The sequence below is a fragment of the Vibrio sp. V19_P1S1T109 genome, from assembly GCF_002241375.1.
Lineage (GTDB): Bacteria > Pseudomonadota > Gammaproteobacteria > Enterobacterales > Vibrionaceae > Vibrio > Vibrio anguillarum.
On record NZ_NDIM01000018.1, the window covers coordinates 1 to 3,702 of the forward strand.

At 44.2% G+C, this 3,702-nt stretch carries 3 protein-coding genes; all 3 read right to left on the reverse strand.

Features of this window, described 5'->3' with window-relative positions; all coding sequences use genetic code 11:
• Nucleotides 1–336: 336 nt before the first annotated feature.
• On the reverse strand, nucleotides 337–1,785 hold the full coding sequence (gene thiI, locus B9J87_RS01280) for a tRNA uracil 4-sulfurtransferase ThiI (protein ID WP_026028114.1): 1,449 nt from the start codon (nucleotides 1,783–1,785) through the stop codon (nucleotides 337–339).
• Nucleotides 1,786–1,947: 162 nt separating this feature from the next.
• A complete protein-coding gene (locus tag B9J87_RS01285; RefSeq protein WP_017044193.1) occupies nucleotides 1,948–2,892 on the reverse strand; it encodes a flagellar motor protein MotB in 945 nt (314 codons plus the stop codon).
• 11 nt (nucleotides 2,893–2,903) lie between these two features.
• Nucleotides 2,904–3,668 (reverse strand): flagellar motor protein PomA, encoded by a 765-nt coding sequence (gene pomA, locus B9J87_RS01290; RefSeq protein WP_013857399.1) that lies wholly within the window; start codon nucleotides 3,666–3,668, stop codon nucleotides 2,904–2,906.
• Nucleotides 3,669–3,702 lie beyond the last annotated feature (34 nt).

Consider the following 3,702-nt stretch of genomic DNA (forward strand, 5'->3'; position numbering starts at 1 on the left):
CATTATAAATTGTCCATTGCCGAGCGGCTAGAGAAATTCTATATTTCACCCCGCAACAAGGCCTGAACGGCTTGATTCAGTTATGAATCAATTGGCTTTTGTTGCGATGTTGTGTTTGCAAACTCGTATTTCGAGTGAGGTAGAATTCTACCATCCTGTTTTGTGCAGTTATCCCCTGCACCAAAACATATACTTCCTGTATTTATTGTTTGACCTGTCTGTCAAATTCTTTAGCACCGCCCTTGGGCGGTGTTTTTTTATGTCTGTGATTAAGTCGGAGCCATAAAAAAACCGCTCACGAAAACGTGAGCGGTCGATTCTGTATCGAGATAACGATTAAGGTCGATATACCTTGATGTTGTTAAAGCCTTGCTCTTTCAAATACAAAGCTTGAAGCCGGCTCATCACACCGCGCGCACAATATAAGAGATATGTTTTCGATTGATCCAAATCGCCAAACTGAGTCGATAACTTGTAGAAAGGCAAATGTTTTACTTCCACACCTTCAATCAGCAGTGGCTTGTCATCTTCTTCATCTGGGCTACGAATATCAAGTACCACCGCATCTTTTTCGATAGCGGTCACTTGTTCAACTTCAGGTGCTTGCTCTTGGCTCTCTTTCTCAATATCACGAATATCCATTTGACGAGCGTTGTAAACTACGTGCTCTAGGATTGAGAAATCAAACTTCGCTTCTTCGGCTTCTAATTTCGCTTTCACCGCTTTAACTGTTGGGCTTTTTGAAATAACCCCACAGTATTCTGGCATCGTTTTGGCGAAATCTTCTGTTCCAATCTCGCGCGCCACTTTAATAATCTCTTCTTTGTCCCAGTTGATGAGAGGACGTAAAATTAAAGTATCTGTCACACCATCAATATGACGAAGATTAGTTAGAGTTTGGCTCGAAACTTGACCCAACGCTTCTCCGGTCACTAAAGCTTCAATATTTAACTTATGAGCTATCATGCCTGCGGCGCGCATAAACATACGTTTTAGCACCACACCCATTTGGCCATCGTCTACTTTTTCTAAGATTTCAGCCACCACAGGCTCGAAATCGACCGAGATAAAACGCACTTTGGCTGAAGAACCGTATTTATTCCACAAATAATGGGCCACTTGCTTTACACCAATTTCATGCGCAGGGCCGCCTAAATTGAAGAAGCAATAATGCACTTTTGAGCCACGTTTGATGTGTAAATAGCTTGATACACCCGAGTCAAAACCACCAGAAATCAAACTCAATAAATCTTCTTGAGTGCCAAGAGGGAAACCACCTAAACCTTTATAACGGGCAATCACTTGATTGAGCAATTCATCGGCTATTTCAATATTGATGGTAACGTCTGGGTTTTTAAGTTGAACTTTTGCACTCTCAACTGCTTGGTTTAAACCACCACCAACATAACGCTCAACATCGATTGAGGTAAAATCATGCTTTCCTCGACGCTTAGCACGCACGACAAAAGTTTTTCCTTCGATGTTATTACGGCTGAGTGCTAACACTTGCTCGTAAATGTCATGCATATCCTTAAACTCAGATTGCTGCACTTCGAGCACTTGCTGGATGCCAGGAGTGTGAGTCAGAATTTCAAGGACTTCTTGATAGTATTGGTCACTTTGCGCAGCCACTTCAATGTGATCGCGACGGTTAAATACCGCGACTGACTCTGTTCTTCGTTTGATGATATTACGAATATTGGACTCTAAAATTTTTGTGAAGCGCTTGCGTACTGAGTCACTTTTAACAAAAATTTCCGGATGGGGCTTAACAATAAATTTCATAGTTCTATTCGCAATCTGATTGGGCAACGTGGTGAATCAATGGGTCGCATTCTACTTGCTACTGATACACCGCTAAGGGCGCAGGATTATACACGAGGTGATAACCATAAAAAAGACGAGCCTTAGCGCTCGTCTATGTGTTTTTACATAATCCAACGTAACTTACTGAACGGATGGAACTTCATCACTGTACAGCGGTTCACCTTGCATGATACTGATTTCTACTCGGCGGTTGCGTGAACGTTCACTTTCCGTATCGTTAGAGCCGACTGGGTCGGTATCGGCCATACCACGCACCCTGAGTCGTTGATGAGAAAACCCACGAACCTTTTCCATCTCTTGCGCAACAGAAACCGCTCGTTGAGCCGAAAGATCCCAGTTTGAGCGATACAATTCAGAATCGACACTTTGATTGTCGGTATGGCCAGAAATACGCACAATGCCCGGCACATCTTTAACCAGATCGGCAATTTGACGAACCAATGGACGAAACTTAGGTTGTAGAAATGCAGAACCTTCGGGAAACGCACCTTTTTCACGAATACGGATCACCAATTGCTGACCTAAGTTTTCAACTTCAATTGCGCCTTGTTCGATTTCTCTTGCTAACGCTTTTTTGATGTCCTGTTCAACAATTTCCATCTCTTGCGACATAGATTCTGCTTGCTGTTGTTGCATTTCCGATTGAGTATTTTGATTATTCTGCGTTGAAGTTTCAGGGGATTGCCCCCCCGTCAATTGACCTTCTTCACGCTGAACACCACCCGCTCGATCTGAATCCCCTTCTTGAAACTCAAGTGTCTGCTGCGTGATATCAATGGTTTGTTGCATGATGACATCAATCGGTGTCGGCTCGGGGCGGCCTGGGCGAAACTCTTGTGCAATGATGCTTGTCCCTTTAGGAATGTCTTTCACTTCCAAACGATTTTGCACACCAAAAGCAAACTTCATCGAGCCCGCTATCTGTTTAAACTTCAGTACGTCCATCTCGGAAAAAGAGAGCAGTAGTACGAAGAAACACATCAACAGCGACATTAAATCGGCAAAGGTTCCCATCCACAACGGCAAGCCGGGAGGTGGGCATTTACAGCCTTCTTCATCATCCATTACAGGCTCCGTTATTCGCTATCAACATCTAAAACACGCTTGCCTTCATTGAGGTAGTTTTTCAGATAACTATCAATGACCCGTGGGTTTTGTCCATCCTGAATAGCCAGAACACCATCCATGATTAAACGGCGGTTAAGCTTTTCTTGATCTCGGCGCAAAGCGAGTTTGTCTGCAATCGGGAAAAAAATCATGTTCGAGAGAACAGCGCCGTACAAGGTAGTTAATAAGGCAACGGCCATGGCAGGACCAATTGATTTAGGGTCATCCATGTTAGACAGCATGGCAACCAAGCCCACCAAAGTACCGATCATGCCCATCGCTGGCGCTACGTCACCAAAAGCACGAAATACGCCAGTTCCCTGTGAATGACGCTCATCAGTCAATACAATGTCTTTTTGCAACGCAGAGCGCACCACGTCAGCATCATGGCCATCCACCAGCAAATCGATCCCCTTTTGCATGAAGCTATTGGTAATTTCCATCTCTTCTAATGCAAGAAAACCACCTTTCCGCGCCGCATCAGCCATTTCTACAATTTTCGCGATCAAATCTTCAGGTTCATCGGATTTGAACATAAATGCCTTACCTGCCACCTTGGCTGCACCGAAGAATTGTCCCATCGTGAACTTCATCAATACAACAAACATTGACCCACCCACTACGATCAAGATGGATGTGACGTCGAAGAACATCATTAGGCTTCCGCCTAAAATCATCGCCATGATAACGAAAGCGAGGCCTCCGATCAGGCCTATCAGCGTTGCTAAATCCACAAAGCACTCCTCATGCTGCTTACCTGCGATAATG